This window comes from Lysinibacillus sp. NPDC047702 (genome assembly GCF_050272555.1).
Taxonomy (GTDB): Bacteria; Bacillota; Bacilli; order Bacillales_A; family Planococcaceae; genus Lysinibacillus.
On the sequence record NZ_JBNNMG010000031.1, the window covers coordinates 14098 to 32078 of the forward strand.

Annotated in this window: 29 protein-coding genes; all 29 read left to right on the plus strand. The window is 38.9% G+C overall.

Translation table 11 applies throughout. The features are described from left to right. The 29 genes from ACQKIM_RS15305 to ACQKIM_RS15445 all read left to right on the plus strand — a co-directional run bounded on the left by ACQKIM_RS15305 (position 1) and on the right by ACQKIM_RS15445 (position 17942). Complete coding sequence (locus ACQKIM_RS15305) at positions 1–1110, plus strand: DUF2213 domain-containing protein (protein ID WP_427545362.1); 1110 nt, start codon at positions 1–3, stop codon at positions 1108–1110. Between the two features lie 25 nt (positions 1111–1135). Next, on the plus strand, positions 1136–1582 hold the full coding sequence (locus ACQKIM_RS15310) for a structural cement protein Gp24 (protein WP_427545364.1): 447 nt from the start codon (positions 1136–1138) through the stop codon (positions 1580–1582). Positions 1583–1596: 14 nt separating this feature from the next. Then, on the plus strand, positions 1597–2496 hold the full coding sequence (locus tag ACQKIM_RS15315; protein ID WP_427545366.1) for a DUF2184 domain-containing protein: 900 nt from the start codon (positions 1597–1599) through the stop codon (positions 2494–2496). Next, positions 2496–2825 (plus strand): hypothetical protein, encoded by a 330-nt coding sequence (locus tag ACQKIM_RS15320; protein ID WP_427545368.1) that lies wholly within the window; start codon positions 2496–2498, stop codon positions 2823–2825. Before ACQKIM_RS15315 ends, ACQKIM_RS15320 begins: the two co-directional genes overlap by 1 nt. A 20-nt stretch (positions 2826–2845) precedes the next feature. After that, complete coding sequence (locus ACQKIM_RS15325) at positions 2846–3211, plus strand: DUF4054 domain-containing protein (protein WP_427545370.1); 366 nt, start codon at positions 2846–2848, stop codon at positions 3209–3211. Then, positions 3212–3673 (plus strand): hypothetical protein, encoded by a 462-nt coding sequence (locus ACQKIM_RS15330; RefSeq protein WP_427545372.1) that lies wholly within the window; start codon positions 3212–3214, stop codon positions 3671–3673. Continuing rightward, positions 3673–4014 (plus strand): hypothetical protein, encoded by a 342-nt coding sequence (locus ACQKIM_RS15335; RefSeq protein WP_427545374.1) that lies wholly within the window; start codon positions 3673–3675, stop codon positions 4012–4014. The genes ACQKIM_RS15330 and ACQKIM_RS15335 overlap by 1 nt, the downstream gene beginning before the upstream one ends. Further along, positions 4011–4511 carry a phage neck terminator protein gene (locus tag ACQKIM_RS15340; RefSeq protein WP_427545376.1) on the plus strand — a complete coding sequence of 167 codons (501 nt, stop codon included), beginning with the start codon at positions 4011–4013 and terminating at the stop codon, positions 4509–4511. Before ACQKIM_RS15335 ends, ACQKIM_RS15340 begins: the two co-directional genes overlap by 4 nt. A 4-nt stretch (positions 4512–4515) precedes the next feature. Continuing rightward, positions 4516–5541, plus strand: coding sequence for a DUF3383 family protein (locus ACQKIM_RS15345; RefSeq protein ID WP_427545378.1), 1026 nt, complete (start codon positions 4516–4518; stop codon positions 5539–5541). A 12-nt stretch (positions 5542–5553) separates the two neighbouring features. Then, positions 5554–5943, plus strand: coding sequence for a phage structural protein (locus ACQKIM_RS15350; protein WP_427545380.1), 390 nt, complete (start codon positions 5554–5556; stop codon positions 5941–5943). Positions 5944–5967: 24 nt separating this feature from the next. Then, positions 5968–6234, plus strand: coding sequence for a hypothetical protein (locus ACQKIM_RS15355; RefSeq protein ID WP_427545382.1), 267 nt, complete (start codon positions 5968–5970; stop codon positions 6232–6234). 4 nt (positions 6235–6238) lie between these two features. Further along, the gene (locus ACQKIM_RS15360) at positions 6239–6418 is read left to right on the plus strand and encodes a hypothetical protein (protein WP_427545384.1); all 180 of its coding nucleotides are present in this window, start codon (positions 6239–6241) and stop codon (positions 6416–6418) included. Further along, on the plus strand, positions 6415–8601 hold the full coding sequence (locus ACQKIM_RS15365) for a hypothetical protein (RefSeq protein WP_427545386.1): 2187 nt from the start codon (positions 6415–6417) through the stop codon (positions 8599–8601). The genes ACQKIM_RS15360 and ACQKIM_RS15365 overlap by 4 nt, the downstream gene beginning before the upstream one ends. 11 nt (positions 8602–8612) lie before the next feature. Next, positions 8613–9137: a phage baseplate protein gene (locus ACQKIM_RS15370; protein WP_427545388.1), complete on the plus strand. Its 525-nt coding sequence runs from the start codon at positions 8613–8615 to the stop codon at positions 9135–9137. Beyond that, positions 9138–9464 (plus strand): phage baseplate plug family protein, encoded by a 327-nt coding sequence (locus ACQKIM_RS15375; RefSeq protein ID WP_427545390.1) that lies wholly within the window; start codon positions 9138–9140, stop codon positions 9462–9464. Then, positions 9457–10293, plus strand: a complete 837-nt coding sequence (locus tag ACQKIM_RS15380) for a phage protein (protein WP_427545392.1) — start codon at positions 9457–9459, stop codon at positions 10291–10293. The genes ACQKIM_RS15375 and ACQKIM_RS15380 overlap by 8 nt, the downstream gene beginning before the upstream one ends. Then, on the plus strand, positions 10290–10796 hold the full coding sequence (locus ACQKIM_RS15385) for a Gp138 family membrane-puncturing spike protein (protein ID WP_427545394.1): 507 nt from the start codon (positions 10290–10292) through the stop codon (positions 10794–10796). Before ACQKIM_RS15380 ends, ACQKIM_RS15385 begins: the two co-directional genes overlap by 4 nt. A 5-nt stretch (positions 10797–10801) precedes the next feature. Continuing rightward, positions 10802–11116, plus strand: a complete 315-nt coding sequence (locus ACQKIM_RS15390; RefSeq protein WP_427545396.1) for a PAAR domain-containing protein — start codon at positions 10802–10804, stop codon at positions 11114–11116. A 10-nt stretch (positions 11117–11126) separates the two neighbouring features. Then, on the plus strand, positions 11127–11483 hold the full coding sequence (locus ACQKIM_RS15395; protein ID WP_427545398.1) for a hypothetical protein: 357 nt from the start codon (positions 11127–11129) through the stop codon (positions 11481–11483). Next, a complete protein-coding gene (locus tag ACQKIM_RS15400; protein WP_427545400.1) occupies positions 11461–12639 on the plus strand; it encodes a baseplate J/gp47 family protein in 1179 nt (392 codons plus the stop codon). Before ACQKIM_RS15395 ends, ACQKIM_RS15400 begins: the two co-directional genes overlap by 23 nt. Continuing rightward, positions 12632–13300, plus strand: a complete 669-nt coding sequence (locus tag ACQKIM_RS15405; RefSeq protein ID WP_427545402.1) for a hypothetical protein — start codon at positions 12632–12634, stop codon at positions 13298–13300. Before ACQKIM_RS15400 ends, ACQKIM_RS15405 begins: the two co-directional genes overlap by 8 nt. After that, positions 13297–13605, plus strand: coding sequence for a hypothetical protein (locus tag ACQKIM_RS15410; protein WP_054770887.1), 309 nt, complete (start codon positions 13297–13299; stop codon positions 13603–13605). Before ACQKIM_RS15405 ends, ACQKIM_RS15410 begins: the two co-directional genes overlap by 4 nt. Beyond that, entirely contained in the window at positions 13598–14197 is a 600-nt protein-coding gene (locus tag ACQKIM_RS15415; RefSeq protein ID WP_427545404.1) for an integrase, read from the plus strand. The genes ACQKIM_RS15410 and ACQKIM_RS15415 overlap by 8 nt, the downstream gene beginning before the upstream one ends. Position 14198: 1 nt before the next feature. Beyond that, the gene (locus tag ACQKIM_RS15420; RefSeq protein ID WP_427545406.1) at positions 14199–15836 is read left to right on the plus strand and encodes an Ig-like domain-containing protein; all 1638 of its coding nucleotides are present in this window, start codon (positions 14199–14201) and stop codon (positions 15834–15836) included. Further along, positions 15836–16051, plus strand: a complete 216-nt coding sequence (locus ACQKIM_RS15425; protein ID WP_427545408.1) for an XkdW family protein — start codon at positions 15836–15838, stop codon at positions 16049–16051. Before ACQKIM_RS15420 ends, ACQKIM_RS15425 begins: the two co-directional genes overlap by 1 nt. Beyond that, positions 16051–16206 carry an XkdX family protein gene (locus ACQKIM_RS15430; protein WP_427545454.1) on the plus strand — a complete coding sequence of 52 codons (156 nt, stop codon included), beginning with the start codon at positions 16051–16053 and terminating at the stop codon, positions 16204–16206. The genes ACQKIM_RS15425 and ACQKIM_RS15430 overlap by 1 nt, the downstream gene beginning before the upstream one ends. An 87-nt stretch (positions 16207–16293) precedes the next feature. Then, entirely contained in the window at positions 16294–16599 is a 306-nt protein-coding gene (locus ACQKIM_RS15435) for a hypothetical protein (RefSeq protein WP_427545409.1), read from the plus strand. A 114-nt stretch (positions 16600–16713) separates the two neighbouring features. After that, positions 16714–17208 carry a phage holin family protein gene (locus ACQKIM_RS15440; protein ID WP_427545411.1) on the plus strand — a complete coding sequence of 165 codons (495 nt, stop codon included), beginning with the start codon at positions 16714–16716 and terminating at the stop codon, positions 17206–17208. Then, a complete protein-coding gene (locus ACQKIM_RS15445; protein ID WP_427545413.1) occupies positions 17205–17942 on the plus strand; it encodes a M15 family metallopeptidase in 738 nt (245 codons plus the stop codon). The genes ACQKIM_RS15440 and ACQKIM_RS15445 overlap by 4 nt, the downstream gene beginning before the upstream one ends. The last annotated feature ends 39 nt before the right edge of the window (positions 17943–17981 follow it).

Below are 17981 nucleotides of genomic sequence, written 5' to 3' on the forward strand. Positions count from 1 at the left end.
TTGAAACTACAACGCTATGACCGCAGTTTAATAAACGATTATGCAGAGACGCCAGAAGGGTATTTAACGGTACGTGTGCCGATTACTCGTCCTGGTGTTTTTCCATATGCTCGACATGATGGCACTGTACGAATGGAAGCCAAGCTGCCTGATGAGATTTTCAGTGATCGCACAATGTATTCAGCCCGCTCCAAACCGATTACAGATGAGCATCCCAACGTACCAGTGACTTTAGATAACTATCAAACTTATTCAAAAGGTATGAGTCATACAGATGCCCATGTAGAAGATTTGAAGCTTTATGTATCCATGACTATTACAGATAAGGATCTTATTCAAAAAGTTTATGATGGCAAGCGAGACATAAGCATCGGCTTTATGAGTGACGTTGTGGCAGAAGCGGGTACATACAACGGGCAGGCTTATGAATATGTACAGCGCAATATCGAAATTAATCACATCGCTATTGTAGATCAAGGACGAGCCGGACCAGAAGTGGCTATTCGTTCTGACAGTGATGCATGGCAGATAGATGCAGATGAAAAAGGAGGAACAACATTGGCAAAGTACAAAATTAACGGTGTAGAATATGACATTGACCCAAAGGTAAAGGCTCACATTGAGAGTTTAGAAGCTTCCACTTCAAAAGACGAAGATGATGAGGAAGAGGAAACAGAACCAGGAAAAAAGGAAGAGCCGAAAAAGAAAAAAACGGATTTTTTAGACGTTTTACAAGGGCGTGTAGATGCTTTAGAGCAAGAACTTGCTAATGAGAAAGCGAAGCAAGCGTCAGCAGATGAACTCGATAAAAAAGTGGCAGAACGTGTGCAATTAATCGAAACAACAAAGCCATTTCTAGGGGATTCGTTTGATTTTACTGGAAAAACAGAACGTGAAATCAAAGAGGCAGTTATTGCAACAACCAATAAGGATTTCAAAGGGGATGGAAAGTCAGATGATTATATCAATGCTCGTTTTGATACAACAATTGAGTTAGTACAATCAAATGGCTACTCATCTACAGGACCTAATTCCATGATTATAGTTGATTCAAGTCAAAATACAGATGTAAATGCAATGCGAGCGCAACGTTTAAATATGCGTTCTTAATTTACTTATAAAGGAGGGCTATCAGATGGCCATTACAGAATATGGACAATACATGTCGATTGCGGGTAAACCGGGACAATTAGCAAATTATCAAGAGTATGCTGCAGACAGTTACCCAGCAAAGGAAGTTATTCCATTTGGTGCAGCTGTGCAATTGAGTGCAGATGGCACAGGGATTGTACCAGTTAAAGTAGGCGGTACGCCAATCGGCATTGCATTAGCGCGCGAAATCCATGATTACACAACTAATGCAGACGATCAAAAATATTTAGTCAGTCAACCAGTGCCAGTTGTGAAACGTGGCAATATTTTTGTAGTTGCTGGCAGTGACGTGTTGAATGGTGCGGCTGCACAGGTGGATGCTGCAACAGGAAAATTTGTTTCCAGTGCTGGCATTGCTTTTACACGTGCTGTTTTTCGTGCAAATGCTACAGCAGATTCGCTTGTACAAATTGAAATTAACTTACCTTAAAGGAGGAACAATCAATGTCACAATTTCGTGAAGATGCTTTACTACGCCCACAGGATTTGGAGGCGGTAGATAAAAAAATTTACGAGCCTAAAAAAGAAGAACTAAAGGCTCGTACCATTTTTAATGTGAAAACAGACGTACCAGAAGGAGCAGAAACCTATTCCTACGATGTAATGACACGCTCAGGTGCAGCTAAAATCTTAGCACCAGGAGCAACAGATATCCCATTAGTAGACGCTGATTTAGCACGTCATACAGCACATATTTACTCTATTGCAGTAGGATTTAATTTGTCTGTACAGGAAATTCGTAATGCACAAATGGCACGCCGTCCAGTGGAAGTAACAAAGGCGGATACAGCACGTAAAGCCATCGCAGAAAAAGAAAATAAACTCGTGTGGATTGGGGATAAAGACCACAATATTTTAGGTGTTGTCAATGCTACTGGGATTCAAGTGCTTGCTGTTGATAACAACGAAGCCGGCACATCGACAAAATGGAAGGACAAAGCAGGTGTTGAAATCGTTGAGGACATTAAAAAGGCGAAAAACTTAATCAATAAGTTACCTGGTCACATTGCAGATACATTATTAGTAGCGGCAGATCAGCATGAGCATCTTGAAAAAGTCTACAATGTGCATACAATGCAAACGTGTTTACAGTATATCCAGTCCCAAAACTGGTTCAAGCGTATTGATTACACGTCTGATATTAATAAGCAGGGTACTGCTGGCACAGACTGCTTCTTGGTGCTAGATTCATCTCCTGATGTGGTGGAAATGCTTGTGTCGATGGATATTACACGCCATCCGCAGGAGTACAAGTTCCCGAATTATAAGATTCCACTTGAAGAACGTTGTGGCGGTGCTATTGTACGTTATCCAATGGCTATCGTGCGCGGGGAGGGTATCTAATGTTAGTACACAATCGAGGTAATTACACACGCATTGCTAATGATGTAAAGGTTATTCCTGGTGCAAATACATTAACGGACGATGAATTTAAGGCTTTTACGAAGCATCCTATGATGAAAACATTAATCAATCATGGTGAAATTGTCATCCCAGAAGGTCAAACCATTGTTAACGCGGTTTCTCTTAAAGATTTAAACGCTGATGATGCTATTGAATTAGTAAAAGACACGTTTTCCATCGAATATTTAGAGCATTTCAAATTAGATGAAAGTCGTAAAACTGTCTTAGCTGCTATTGAGGCACAAATTGCTGAAATTCAAGGCGAATAAATGAAAGTGAGGTGTATGATATGCCTGCTTTAACAACAATTGAACGTATACGCTTGTTAGGAGCTGAATTTGAAGCGATTCCTGATACACGCCTGGAAATGTATATCGAGGATGCTTCGTTAGAAGTGTCCTCTTTGGGTATTCCTGTGGCGCACCATGAACGCCTTACACGCTATTTAGCCGCACACCTAGCTATTCTATCAACAGAGCCAAAACAAGCCGTTATACGCGAAAAAGTGGACGTTATAGAGCGTCAATATAGTGATCCAAACAAAAACTTAGGGCTGTTAGGGTCGAAATACGGACAAGAATACCAACGAATTTTAGAAGATTTAGCCGAGTTAGAAAAAGAACCGAAAAAACACTTGAATTTGATGGTGATATAGATGGGTGTACAAATTCAAAGTAGCAACAATATTCCCCGTATCCTTCAATCACTAAAGGAGCTTAAAAAGTACGAAATCCAAGTAGGGATTTTCGGCAGTAATGGGGCTGAATACGTCATGATTGCAGGTGTACATGAATTTGGTATCACTATTCGTAAAACAAAGGGTTCAATCATTATTCCTGAACGCTCGTTTTTACGAGCTGCTTTTGACGAAAAACAGAACGAATGGTTCAAATTTTTACAAAAGCAATTAGAGCATGTTTTAAGTGGTCGAATAACCGCGCGAGTGTTGTGTGAGAGGCTAGGGGCTAAAATGGTGGGAGATGTCCAAGAAAAGCTTACAGATTTAGATACGCCAGTCAATGCACCGTCTACCATAGCGCAGAAGGGTTCTAGTAACCCATTGATAGACACAGGCGGCTTGCGTATGCGTATCACTTACAAGGTGGTGCAAAAATAATGCCAGAAAAAATGTCATTTGCATCCGTTATTCGGTCGCAAGGTGTGCCTTTTGTGGCATTTGTAAAGGGTAAAGGCGGTTATGTCGATGGCGAGTGGGTTGATGGTCAGGAAGCACCTGAAGGAATGACAGGTATTATCCTACCTTTATCTAATGATGATATAAAGTATGTAGAAAATGGCACATATACAGTCAAGGAACGAAAGTTGCTGACGGTGGAGCAAATTCCAGAAGGCACTAAGGTAGAATACAATGGCTCTAAATATACCGTACAAGCCTTCAAGGATTATTCAGCATATACAGATGTTAATATCTATCTCATGAGGTGGCGCGAAAAATGAATTTAATGAAATTAATTCGGAATGAAGTAGCTGCTGACGCGTCTATCACAATTATTCGTGCGGACCAGTTCGGAAAGTTGCCATCTTTGCCATATGCTACTTATAAAATCATTGGTGATCGCAAAGGCAAAGGGCGAGAAAATATATCTCATAAAGATCAACCAAATGAATTACAAGAATCGAGGACACAAGAACGCAATGCTACAATTTCATTCAATGTTTACGGAACTTCGCATGATGACGCTTATGAAGTAGCTTCACAGCTTCGTAGGTGGTTTGAGGGTAGGTGGTTTGAGGGGCGAGGCTCTTTCTTTTTAGATAGCCTAGAAGTTGCAGTTGCAAATGTTTCCGATGTACAGAATCGAACCACTTTTTTAATCGATTCCTACGATGAAAAGTGGGGATTTGACGTAATTATTCGTTACAACGAAACCGACGAATATGAAATAGACTACTTTGACAAAGTGGAATATGAACTAACAGTAGAAAGGGAGTGACAGCATGGCTACATCCGATAAATCACGGTTTGTAGAAGTTAATATTACACGTGAGACTAAGCCAGTTGCAGAGAAAGGTTTCGGATTACCTTTGCTTCTAGCGACAAATAAAGAGTTAGATTACAAGATCTATACAGATATTTCAGAAGTAGCGGAGGATTTTGCAGAAACAACTAAAGAGTATAAATTAGCTACTCGTATGTTTGGTCAGTCACCAAAAATAAGAGAGCTTGCTTGTTATGGTACCTCATATGTTTCTGGAGCTGATGATGTTACAGCATTGCCAGCTGCTCTAAATGATCTTGTGAAAAATAATAACGATTGGTTTTACCTTGTATCTGTAGAAAGTGGCGATGCAGAAGTCAAGGCGTTATGTGAATGGATTTCGACACAAGAGAAAATTTATGGCGTCACGACTAAAAATATTGCGTTAACAGAAGAACTGAAAAATAAATATGAAAATGTTCTAGTATCAGTGCATGAAGATGGACATGCATACCACGCCGAGGGATTAATTGCTTATGGTGCTCCACAGGTTATTGGCTCTTATGTATTCAGTCATAAGCAAATCAATGGTGTTGGTGCTGCTAAGTTATCCAATGCAGAAATTAATGCAGTGATCGCAAACAATGCCACAACATGTATTAGTGAAATGGGTTGGCTGATTAATGCAAGCGGAAAAGCGATTGGTGGAGAATATTTGGATGTGATTCAAGCGGATTACTTCCTACGTGCTAGATTACGTGAGGACGTGTTCCAATTGTTGGCGACTGTGAAGAAAGTTCCTTACACAGATGCAGGTATTGCAATGGTTGTGGCTCGCATGGATACACGCTTTAAATCGGCTTATCGACAAGGCATTATTGCAGAGGATGACAATGGCGAACCAGATTATCAAATTACATTCCCGCGCCGTAAAGATATTCCGAAAAATACGATTGCACAGCGTATTTTACCAGATATTAATTTCCGTCTAGTAATCGCTGGTGGAGTGGAAAAAGTACAAATCAATGGTGTACTAACACTGTAAGGAGGGATTTAATTGGCTGTACACAATTTTAAACATACACAGGTTATCGTAGCTGGCAATATTATTACTGGCTACGGTGATGGCGATGCTATTTCAGCGGAAGCGAATGAGGATAAGTGGACACAGAGTGTCGGTGCAGATGGCGGTGTGACTTACAACGAATCCAACAATGAAACAGCAGCACTCACATTAAAATTAAAGCCTAGTTCGGCATCTGTTCCTATTTTGCACCAGTTGTACAAAAGTGGTGAGTCATTCGATTTTATGATCCAAGACACGGAATTAAATGTGCGTGCAACAGGAGAAGATTGCCGCATACAAAAGTGGCCGACATTTTCTCGTGCGGAGGAGGAAGAACCACGCGAGATTGTTATTTTAGCTGCACATTACAAAGAAGATTAATAAATAATAGGAGGAATAAGTATTATGGCATTTCAAGCAAAAACAAAAGAATATACATCAGAAGTAGGTAATAAATACACTTTTCAGAACGTGATGAACTCAAAACAAGCTGAAATTATAGATGAAGGAACAAATGTAGTAGGGAAAGTGCAAAATGTTAAAATGATGCCTCTGATGTTAAAGCATGTTGTTGTATCTCCTCAAGGACTTACGATGGATGATTTTGATACTTGGACTGAGCTAGAAGAGGTAGCAAACGCAGCATTTCGCTTTCTTCAAACAGGACTATAAAAAAATGTCATTTGCGGGGGTATCTAATATCCCTGCTCGTTATGTAAATAAAGTAAAAATGAATTTATGGCCATATGTAGTAGCAAAAGAGTTTGGCTTAGATCCGTATGTTGTTATGTCATGGGATAACGATTCCATTATAGAAGCCCTTTCCTCATTAAACGTGATGGGAGTGATTAAGTGAGCGGATCAATGCGGGATATGTATGTAGGGGTTAGCCTTCGTGACAATGCTTCAAACACACTACGACGGATTGATAACACGATGACGAGGTTGGAAAACCATTTTCGACAGTTCGGAAGTCATATTAATAGTTCTTTTCATAACATTGGTGGGCTTAATTCGCATATCAATACATCCGCTTCGGGGATGCACTTGTTACAACAACGTACACAACGGCTGGAACGAGAGATGTCAGAAGCACGAGAAGAAATGCAGCGTATGACTGAACGTATTAGGGTTGCTGAAGCGGAAACCGAAGATTTACGAAATGAAATGCAACATGTCAATAATCAAGTAAATAATGCTAATAAATCTATGGGTATTTTCGGGTCTACGGCTGGTAAAGTTTTAGGCATTGTTGGTGCAGTTTTTGCAGCTGATAAAGTTAAAGATTTTGCACTTTCGGCTATTGAATCAGCTGCCGGATTCCAAGCTATGGATGCGCAATTTGAGCAAGTTTTCACTGGCTTGCAATCAACATCAACAGATAGTTTAAATAAAATTGCAAAAGATACAGGCATGTTACCCGAAAGGCTTAAAGGCAGTTTTACACAAATTGCAGCATTTGCAAAGACGACAGGTGCTGATACTGCTGCAGCACTATCTTTAACCGAACGTGCAACTTTAGCTGCAGCTGATGGTGCAGCATTCTACGATCGATCTATTGAGGAAGTCATTGAAAACATGCAATCATTTTTAAAAGGGAACTTTGAAAATGATGCAGCATTAGGTATTTCCGCCACTGAAACCACACGTAATGCTAAAGCCAATGAATTATACGGTAAATCATTTATAAAATTGGATGAGGCTCAAAAGCAATTAACTTTAATGGCAATGGTTGAAGATGGGAATAAATTATCCGGTGCTTTAGGACAAGCATCACGAGAAGCAGACGCTTACGAAAACCAACTAGGTAATTTAAAACAGTCCTGGACTAACTTTAAAGGAAAAATTGGTGGTCCATTACTAGAACCGTTTGTACAGTCTATGAAATCTGCGTCACAGTGGATAGAAAACATAGATACAGATAAATTAGTGAATAAATTTGGTCGTGTAGTTAATTTTGCGGGTACTGTTAAAAATACTATCGTTTCATTATGGAATAACACAGGGGATATTTCCGGTTTATGGCAAAAATTTGGTTTATCGAAAGAGGCAAGTGGTGATATAGCTGCGTTTGGTAATACAATGCGTAAGGTTGTAGTTGTAGGAATAAAAGCGGTAAGTATGGCATTCAACGGATTAAAAGCAGGAATAGGTTGGTTAATTGACCACAAAGAGGCTGTGATAGCAGTGGGTGGAGGTATTGCAGCTGGTTTTGCAGCTTTTAAGGGTATTAATACTGCCATCCAAGCCTTTAATACAATTAAAAGTTTTGCCGGCGCTTTCACAATGTTATCAAATCCAGTGGGTATAGCTGCGTTAGCTATAGGCGGTTTAGTAATGGCAGGCATTTATTTATATAGAAATTGGGACACCATCAAAGCAAAAGCGCTTGAATTGTGGCAAACTTTACGTGAAAATCCCATGATGGCAATGGTAGCAGGCCCTATAGGAGCCTTGATTGGTGCAGGTGTCTATTTATATAACAATTGGGATACTATCAAAGCAAAGGCGATTGGCTTGTGGACTACCATAACGGAAAAATTTGCAGAAATTAAGCAATCTGTATCTGATTTTGTACAACCAGCTATTGGGTGGTTTGAGTCAATCGGTCAAAAATGGGATAGCTTTAAAAGTTCCTTAGCGAATTTTAAAGTACCTGAATGGGTTTCTACAGTAGGCAGTAAAATTGGTAGCTTGGCTGGTGGTGGCGTGTTCAAAAAATTATTTAATGGGTCCCACGCCACTGGACTTGAACGTGTACCATTCGATGGTTATGTTGCTGAGCTGCATAAAGGCGAATCAGTTTTAACGGAACGACAATCAAATGCTCTTAGAAGTGCAGGAATATTGTCTCAAAACTCTGATGGCACGCCAGAGCTGAACATGGGAGGCGGAGGCACAACTCAGCAAGCACCAAATACAGGTGGTGGAGGTCATCAATTTATTTTCCAAATTGCTGGTGATAATCCAATGGACATAGCCCAAAAAGTGCGAGATGTACTTAGCGATTTGCTAGGTGAGGAATTACAAATTATGTAGGTGGTGATAGGATGCCTTATATTAAAGATGTATTAATCGATGTTATTACAAAGGTGTCAATGCCTGAATCATCTACAACGACAGATCATGCATTGGAAGATGGTGAACAGATTACGGACCATGTAAAAAGTAACCCTATCACCATCTCATTAACAGGTAATATCCTTGATGATACGGAAGAAAAAGTATTGAAGCTTAGGGAGTACCGAGAAAAAGGCGAAATCATCGATTTTGATTATATGACAGCCTTAAAACATGTTGTCATTACAGATTTTAGTCGGGACTATGAAGCTAAAATTAAAGATGGCTATGCTTTTACAATGACATTAAAGCAAATTAAAGTAGCTAAGGTTGCTAAATTTGTAAGTGTATCAGTGCCAGTAAAAAAACAAACTAAACCTGTAAGTAACAAAGGTCGACAGCAAAAGAAAAAGACTCCTTCCAAAACATCAAAAACGAATAAAACCAAATACACTACGCCACCTAAAAATACATCAAGTGGTGGTTTAGCTGGATTGGAGGGGCGTAAAGCGTAAATGATGGATGAATACATTGAAATTGATAAAAATGAGATTCCATATGCCTTCGAAATGGAATTGGCAGGAGAAATATTTGAATTTGAAGTCAATTACAACCAAGCTCATGATTTCTTTACCTTAGATTTATTTAAAAATGGAGGGGCTCTTGTAGTTGGAGAAAAGCTTATCTTGAATCGTCCATTATTCAGGAATCGTATAGATATACAGTTACCAAAAGTACAAATTATACCGTTAGACCGAGCTAATTCAGCGACTCGTATTACCTACGAAAATCTGAATGAGACGGTCTTTTTATATGTGAATGAAGGTGAAGAAAATGAGTAATTTATACATGCGAAAAACGGCTTTTCTTGTAAGTGATCGAGAAATATCAGATCCACTAACGATTAAATTTAGTGTGCCATTTGGAGACAATGAAAAAGTTGATACCATTGATATACAAGTTTTTAACTTGAAAGATGATACAATTAACGCCATTTCTACAAATAAAATAGCTATTTTAAGCGCGGGCTATGTAGATGATAACGGCGTTATTTTTAGTGGCACACTAAAAAAGAAGGAAACGAATTGGGAAGGGCTAGACAAAATTACGACTTTTAAGTGTATTGATTCAAGTTTAGATTATACGAAGGGTGTTATCAAAAGAACTTATGGACGAGATACCTCAGCTTCTCTCATTTTAAGAGAGCTAGCTCGTGATGCTGGCCTTGCAATTGGTGACATTGATTTACCTGTAGATTTTATCTATCGAAGTGGCAAAGTGTTGAATGGAAAAATTAAAACGCTGGTCGCTGAAATTGCAAAGGATTGTGAGGCAAAGCTACACATTAATAAAGGGCGCATCTATGTACGTGACAGTAAAAAGGGCGATAATTTAGGGCTCGATATTTCTAAGGAAACAGGATTGATTGATGAACCAGAGGAAGTCGAGGAAGAAATGAAGGATGAAAAAGGTTCTAAATTAAAAAATGATAAGAAAAAAATTAAAGGTTACAAAATCAAAGTGTTACTAAACCACCGTATTACAACAGATGTCATTATTAAACTTACATCTCGTAAAGTAAGCGGTGTTTTTCGTGTATCAAAAGGTGAACATAAAGGCGACACATCCGGCCAAGAATATTATACAGAATGTGAGGTTGTGCCAGTATGACAAAAACATCAATGACTCAATTTGTAAGTGAATCTATTGATGAGAGCTTGATGAATATGAATACATGCTTGATTTGTGAAGTGCTTGAGGTAGATATGAACCTGTATAAGGCTGATGTTCTTCCTTTAAATGATCCTGATGCTACACCGATTTTAGATGTACCTATGGTATTTTGGCAAACAGAGCAATTTGTTATCCAAGTGCCATTTAAAAAGGGTGACAAGGTGTTAGTTGTATGCTCACAAGCGGACATTGACCCTCTGATGTTTGGCGGAGGAAAGGCTGCAAGTAGGTCATTTAGTGCCAATGATGCATTAATAGTGGGGGGCGTTCATTATTTCACAAAGCCACTGCAAAATGAGCATCCTGATGATGTGATTATCACAGACAAACAATTTAGCAATAAAATTCGTATTCAACCCGATGGGCAGATTTTTATTGAATCAGAAAATCAAATTACAGCAGTTGCACCAACAATTCATTTTAATCCAAAAGGTAGGTGATTTTTATGGGAGTTTTAGTAGCAAGGGTAACAGATAGACACGCTGGCACATGTAGTCATGGCGAGCCATGTTGCCCCCATGGTGTTAGTGGACCAATTGTAGAGGGAAGCCCCGATACATTTACAAACAGCCTACAACAAGCTAGAGACAGTGATTTAGTTCACCACAATTGTCCTCATTGTGGTATAGGTTGGATTGTAGCAAGTAGTGAAACAGTCTTTGTTAATAGTAAGAAAATAGCCCGACTTGGTGACACTGTAATTTATCCAGGAGGCAGCGGAAAAATCGTGGAATCTAGCCCTAATGTTTATTCAGGGTAGGGGGAGTTATATGCACACGTTTAAGTATAATGACGATGGCGATTGGGAATTTAACGAGTTGGTGCATGGTGATGAGCAGCTCATACAGAATTTGAAGCACTTGTTACGAACAGTAGTCGGGGAATGGATGTTTAATGATAATCATGGTTTTAGGCGAGCAGTTATTGAACAGAAGATACCAAACAAAAAGCAAACCGTACAAGCTATGCATGATTGCCTATATCAAGAGCCACGAGTCGCTGAGGTGCTTAGGGTAGAATATGACTTCAATCGCATTAAACGCCATCTAACCATTAATTTCAGAGCAAGAACTGTGGAAGGTCATGAGATAGGAGGGGAGGCAATTGTTAACCAAATCGGGATTTAAGCGCCAGCGCACGGCTGATTATTTGCCAATAATTGAGGAGCAAGCTAGAGATTTATATGGCGAGGATGCCGATTTATCAGATCGTACACCTGTTGGTAAAATGATTCATTTGCAGGCCCAACAAAGGGCGGAGGATAATGAGCAACTCGAAATGGTCTACAATGCTCGTTTTGTCGATACTTCGGAAGGAGCAACGCTAGAAGCAAATGTAAAACGTGCATTACTTACTCGAAAACGGTGGATCAAGGCAAGCGGTGAGGTCATTGTCAATTTAGATAAAGGTGCAAAGATCAATATAGGTGATTTGTTTCGGACGAAATACAACGTGTATTTTAAAGTTTTAGAGGCTATAGACGCGGTGGAAGATGGAAATTATCGAGTAGACGTTGAAGCCCTTGAATATGGCGCAATAGGCAATGTAGAACCAGGAGATATAAGTATAATTGTGAACCCACAAAGCGGCATCAATTCGGTAACGAATCCAGATGCTTTTTTTAATGGTCAAGATGAAGAAATAGACGCAGAATTGCAGGATCGTTACTATGCATCACTTGGAAAAGTTGGTGCTCGGCGTGTAGAATCCATCGAAGCAAATGTACTTGATGAAGTGGAAGGGGTACGAGCTGCTATTGCAATTGAAAATGACACAAATGTTGTGGATGAAGAAGGACGCCCCCCTCACTCGGTTGAAACGGTTGTGCTCGGTGGTTTAGATGAAGATGTTGCAATGGCGATCTTTAGGAAAAAAGGTGGCGGCATACAAGCGTATGGACAAACTGTTTATACATTTAAAGATAGTCGTGGCATAGTACATGAAATTGGCTTTACTAGAGCAACAACAGTCAGTCTTTTTGTAAAGGTATATATCAAAAAGAGCAATCAATATCCGTTAAATGGTGACAATTTAGTCATTGGTCAAATAGTCAAGTATATTGGTGGCACATACAATGGCACGCTCTATAACGGTGTTGGTATGAGTAAAGATGTCATTTGTACAAAAGCAGAGGCCCGTGTGTTATCTATAGATGGAGTTGAGGATGTACGTGTTGAATTTTCAGTAGATGGTAATACTTATGAGCCAAATAATGTCACCATTGCATTTCCTGAAGTTGCAGAATCGGACGAATCTAAAATTGAGGTGTTGAACCTTGTCTAATCAACGATTACAAACTTTATTAGACCGTATGCCTCGTCAATATCCAAAAAACGAAGAAAGTAATAACTATAAGCTCCTAAAAATTATTGCTGAAAATGGTGTGGAAAATTTAGCGATACAACAAACCATTTTAAAGTATTGGGATGTGGACCAAGCAGAAGGATATGGATTAGATCGACTAGGTAAAGATGAGGGCATTTCTCGAGGCGGTTGGGACGATGAAGAATATCGCAAAATGATAAAAATTCAATGCATTCTCAATCTTTCGGAGGGCGATATCGACACTATGAATCAGATTATGGATGCTTATATGGGCAATGATTTTGTCGGATTTGAGGAAGGGTGGCGTGATTTTGAGCCTGCTACATTACTGCTCAACATACGTGCTTCAGCTAAAACAATTCCTGATACTTTGGTTAAGCGTATTAAAACAGCAGCGGTAGGCATTTACATTCTTTTAAATGAGTTAAACGAATTTATTTTATTATATGCTGGCACATACGCATGGCAGATAAATTACAAAATTTGTAGCCGTTTTAAAACAGCACCAACGCATGGAGCATTAGGAAAAGAAATTATCAATGTTATCGATGGCATTTATGGCTTTAAAACAAATAGTCGTATTTGTGGTCGATTTAGAGCAGGGGGTGCAAGAACTTGAATGAAATACAGCCATTAATGCTTGAGCTAGTACAACAATATTTAAGTGATATGGTGGCAGGTGCAAAAGTAACCATTGATGGTGTTGTCCATGATAAAGAAATCTATCATACAAGCACTAAGTATGGATTGAGAAAGTACGTAAAATTGTCGATGGAACAAGGCTTGGTGACTCGTGCGGCATTAGTTGATAGCCATGGACGAGAATTGTATGTAAAAACCATGAACTACCAAAAAGGAGTCCAGGGGTATGTAATTGCATTCCCATTGCAGCTCGAAGCAAAGGAAGTGAAAGTAAATGCGTAATCTAATGAATGGTGAAATACCATTAAATTTTAAGAAAAATCCGTATGATCGTACACAATGGCATGATGATGTGACGGATCCAGTAACCGGAGAAGTCATTGAAGATGGTACACCATACATGTCAGAGTTTGCGAATAATTTTGAGTGGGGAATCTATAATGCCTATCGTTTTTTAATCGAAATATATCGTCAAATGGAACGTATGCGTGTGCAGTTAGAGCTAGATGGTCGTGTTCCTGGTAACAGTGGAACTTTTGCAGACGTGTTAGATGGTAGTGCCAATAAAATCGTACTGGATAAGACATTGACCGATATAGTAGAGTCTGTGACTATTGGGACCACAGTATTAAAGGTTGCAAGTGTAGAAGGATTTACACCTTTTTCACAAGTAACTATTTTTGATGATCTGCATAGCGAGAACGTCATTATCACAGCTATTAGTACAAATACAATAACTGTACAAGCACTTACTAATAACTATAAAAAAGGTGCAAAGGTAGCTCGCAGTAATGTAGCCATCGATACAACATTGTCAGAGATGAGTATTGGTAATTGGCAGACATACAAAGTTGAATTAGTAGAGGTGGTTTAATATGGCTCGATATTACTGGAATAGGTATAAGGCTACGCCTGTATTTATCAGTGCGTTGCGATCACAGAGTTCTAAAACTGTATATTCATTTGCTGATCTTCCTAGTGGGTATAAAGGTTTTACATTCATTAACGGGGTATATAACGATCAGGGAGAGAGTACTCGACTGAGCGAAAGTGTAAGTAGTGTATATGCTTTTGGTAAATACGCTAACGGTCACGAGAATATCATGACACATTATACCAATTTAAGATCAATGGGTTCTTACTATACGTTTGATGAATCTATTTATGAACCAAAAATAGATGGATATAAAAAGGATGCATTTGTTGGGACCATCCAAGCAGATGAAAATGCATATACCAACAACGCAAGAAATCCAGACGGCTATTGGTATGAAAGGGGTGCAAAAGTAAATACAGCACCTACATTTACACAAATTCCTACACAATCTACTAAAAAAGATATACCTATTACAATTAATCTAGCCAATTATTTTAGTGATCCACAGGGAGATCCATTGAGCTATGCGGTATCGTCAAGCAATCCAAGTGTAGGGACAGCTAGTGTGATAGGTAATACATTAACTTTGACGGGTAAAGAAATTGGTAGTGCTTGGATTACAGTTGATGCAAGCGATGGAGAATTTACTACTTCGCAAGGCTTTGCGTTAAATGTTACAAACACTGCCCCAACGGTATCTGTAACATCACCAAATGCAAATATGACTCTGTATGAAAATGATGTGTTTAACCTCGCTGGAACTGCAGCTGATGTAAATGCTAATCAATCTGTGACGATATACGCCCAGGTTAATCTTGAGCAAAGGATTGTTTTAGGAATAGGACTAAGTAATGCTGCCATTCCGTTTAGCAAACAGCTAAAATTTAAAGGTGGCAGGCTATTTGACGGTGATATAGGAGTTACAAGAAATTTAACAGATGGCGTTCCGCATACGCTAAAAATATGGGCACAGGATAGCGATGGTGGGCAATCACCTATCACAGAGCGTGTATTTTATGTTGTACCAAACCGTCCACCAATCTTAACCGTGGATACCGTACAACCGTCAGGCATCATTAATACGGACAAGTTTGCAATATCAGGTACAGCTAGTGATCCAGACGGCAACGATATGACAGCTTCTTATCGGTTAAACGGAGGCAATAGCGTAGCATTAGAAATCATTGAGGGTAAATGGGCTTTTGACATTACACTTGCTCAATTGCAAGTGGGTCAGAATACAATTGTTGTAGAGCTAATGGACAGTTACGATTTCAAGGTGTCTAAAACTATCAAATTAAATAAAAATGAAGTAAAAACGCCTATTTTGCAATCTGTAGCGAGGTACAAAATTTCTCCTCCGAAGGGTTCAGTAAAGGGCGTTTTATTGTGGATTCAACGTGACAAAGAACTTGATTTAACCGTTGATTTATCTATGACACTCAAAGGTGAGCAAGAATCCTATGTATCACTCACAGCTACGCACACAGTACCAGTGTATGAAAGTGTCGTAGAGGATGAATTTTATTATGAGACTCAGGAACCAAAGGATAATATCATTCTCAAACTAACTACTACTAGACCTAACGTAAATATTAACAATAAAATCTATTTGATTATGGGGGTGCTTGAATAATGTTGAGACGAAAAAGATTGCCAGATGGTACATTTGGTGAACTTGAAAAAGTAGGCACCATCCCCACAACGGATGAACAGGTTAAGTCATTAGGAGAACAGTTAGCCCAAGAGAAAGTGAAAAATATTCAAAAGGACATTCTTCTAAATAACTTTGGCGCACAACTCACACAGTTAAAACTCGATATGATCTCAATGAAAGGCGGTGGAGAGTGATAAATTTTTGGCAAATTGCTTTTATCTCGAGCTGGGTAACAGCAGAGCAATTACGTATTGCTGTAAAAACGGATACTAATCCTTTCGGCGAAATCACTCCTGAGCAGTATAAAGAAATCACAAAGGAAGATTTTGAAAATCAAGTAGAAGCTTAGCATTTTTTTATTGTCAAAAAAGCGCAAAATAATAAAGGGATATACCATATTTTGTAGAATATTAGTAAATAAAGGAGGTGATGTAAAATGTCAACACTAGTTGCTTCAACGACTGCAGATGCTGTTAAATATGTTAAAGACAATCTAGAAAGATTAGGTGAGTTACGATACATTGAACATAGTAGAAATAGTAATAAAATCGAGTATAAAACTATTATCGTGGGTGAAATAAACGATTTAGTAATTGAAGGCGGTTTAGGGTCTGGTTATACTGGTGAAGGACCAAGTGGTTTATTAAAGGTATTAATATTACTAGGTATTGATAATGAAACCGCTAATAAGCTGGTTTATGAAAATACTCAAAATACTTATACTTTTAAGCATAAATTTTAATTAAGTTCAAAGCACTCTCACTCGAGGGTGCTTTTTAAATTCCTAAACGTTTGGGATTTTGAAGGATATGTCATTTGACGTGTCCTTTTTATATTGAAAAAAGGAAGTGTTTAAATGAATTTATTCAAAGAGTATTCACAATTGTTAATTGCCCATCCTGCTGTAGGAGCAGTCGGTACAGTGGCAATGATGGCAGTTAATTTTATGTTTGGCACAGGGATTACACTTACAGCAGGTTTAGTATTTTTGGCAGTTCTTGCGCTTGATTGGTTGTCTGGTCGAGCTGCATCAAAGAAAGACGGCACAATGGCAAGTGAGTATGGCATAAATGGGGCGTATCGCTCTGCATTTATGGTAGGAGTTATTGTATTAGCCTATCGTGTAGATATTGCGTTGGGCTTGCCTTATATCGTATTTGCCTACTTTTTATTTAATTTCGGGCTACCTACGTGGAAATCAATGACTGCAAATGTTTATCGTGCAGGATGGGAACGTTGGATACCTGGTTTCGTATTGGATCGGGTAGCGGATGAAATTGAGCATAAAACGGCCAGAGCTAATAAGCGATTATCCGAAAAAAATAAATATTTGGAAGGTGATAATAAATGAGTATAAGTATAACAACAACGTGTCGTGATTTGGCTGAGTTAACGCCTGCTGCACAACTTGCTTGTCGACTTTTGTTTCAAGAGTGTGTAAAGGTTGGTATTGATGACATTTTTATCACTGAAACTTTCAGATCACAAGCACGCCAAAATTATTTGTATGAGCAAGGTCGTACAAGACCGGGTTCAAAGGTCACTTGGACTCTAATAAGTAATCATACATCACGTAGGGCTTGGGATATTGCTGTAGCACCGCCTAGAAATTTATACGATATTTCCACTTTATCAAAAGTTGGAGCAATTGCTAAAAAGCTTGGTATTACGTGGGGAGGATATTGGTCATCAAGTAATTATGATGCACCACATTTTGAGATTCCGACAAACTGGCAAGTTCCTGCAGGTTATAAGTTAGAAGGTACTGTAAATATTCCTTCTAATAGTAAAATGAGGGTGCAATTGATCGTTAATGATAAAGAACAAGCTCTTGAAGGTGTCAATGATGGTAAGCTATACCGAGTGCAATCAGGAACCTTTACAACACAAGCCCAAGCAAATGCTGCTAAACAGGCGTTAGCAAGATACAATATAGCTAATCCTGATTACGTGCGTATTGTTCAAGATGGCGATAAATGGCGTTTTATCACTGGTTCATATAAAACACAGGCAGTTGCCAATAATGCAATTTCTGAAATGAAACATCTTGGCATTTTAGTATATGCTGAGTCCATTTTGGCTTAACAAAAAGACCAGGTAATCACAAAAAAAGTGAGCCTGGTC